The sequence below is a fragment of the Paenibacillus campinasensis genome (genome assembly GCF_002272015.1).
Classification (GTDB): Bacteria; Bacillota; Bacilli; order Paenibacillales; family Paenibacillaceae; genus Paenibacillus_AQ; species Paenibacillus_AQ campinasensis.
Genome location: NZ_NPBY01000137.1, coordinates 1 through 1192 on the forward strand (window position 1 = coordinate 1; position 1192 = coordinate 1192).

General features: G+C 48.9%; 1 protein-coding gene. It reads left to right on the forward strand.

Going from position 1 to position 1192, the window contains the following annotated elements:
* Positions 1–47 precede the first annotated feature (47 nt).
* Positions 48–1192, forward strand: a 1145-nt coding sequence (locus tag CHH67_RS25720; protein WP_095268209.1) for an IS256 family transposase, incomplete at its 3' end; no start/stop codon positions are given.

Here is a 1192-nt window from a genome sequence, read left to right on the forward strand (position 1 = left end):
CCCAAATCTATTAAAATGGAAAGTAATAGAAAGGTTGGGGAGAATACATGGGACTTTGGACGAAAGAGCAATTACGAGCCTTCATTAAGGAGAACAAGCTGGTAACGGCACAAGACGCGCAGAACGCCCTGAAAGAACTGTTTGCTGAAACGCTTCAAGAGATGCTGGAAGCAGAACTCGATACGCATTTAGGCTACGAAAAGCATGAGGTCAAAGCCAAGATGACGCCAAATAGCCGAAATGGCAAGAGCAAGAAGTCGGTAGTCAGCGAATACGGAGAGCAGGAAATTACGGTTCCACGGGATCGACTCGGTGAGTTTGAGCCGGTTGTTGTGCAGAAGCACCAGAAGAATGTAACCGGCATCGAAGATCAAATCATCGCCCTGTACGCCAAAGGTGTCAGCACACGAGAGATTCAAGACCATCTGCAAAACCTGTATGGCATCGAAGTCTCGCCTACGCTCATTTCCAATGTGACCAACAAAATCGTACCTCTCATTAAGGAATGGCAGAATCGGCCGCTTCAAGGCGTGTACGCGGTCGTTTACATGGATGCGATTCACTTCAAAGTGAAGCAGGACGGGGCCATTGTAAACAAAGCGGCCTACATGGTGATCGGCATCGACCTGGACGGAAACAAGGATGTACTCGGCATGTGGATCGGGGAGAATGAATCCAGTAAGTTCTGGTTAAGTGTCCTAAATGACCTGCGAAATCGTGGTGTTCAAGACATTCTCATTATCTGTGTAGACAATCTGAATGGCTTCTCCGAAGCGATTGCGGCCTGCTATCCAAAGACCGAAATCCAAAAGTGTATCATCCACCAAATCCGTAATTCCACTCGCTACGTGTCGTACAAGGATCTCAAGAAAGTCACTGCGGACCTGAAGCCCATTTACAAGGCTGCAACAGTGGATGGAGCGCTGCTTGAACTGGACCGCTTCGAGGAAGTCTGGGGCGCCAAGTATCCGCTCATTATCCGCTCATGGCGCAGCAACTGGGGGGAGCTGGCAACTTTTTTTAAGTACCCACCTGAGATCCGCAAACTCATTTACACCACAAATATGATTGAGAGTTACCACCGACAGCTTCGTAAAGTGACCAAGGGTAAGAGTATTTTCCCCACCGATGAGGCACTGCTGAAAATGCTCTATCTGGCCACGATGGATGTGACCCGGAAATGGACAGGCCG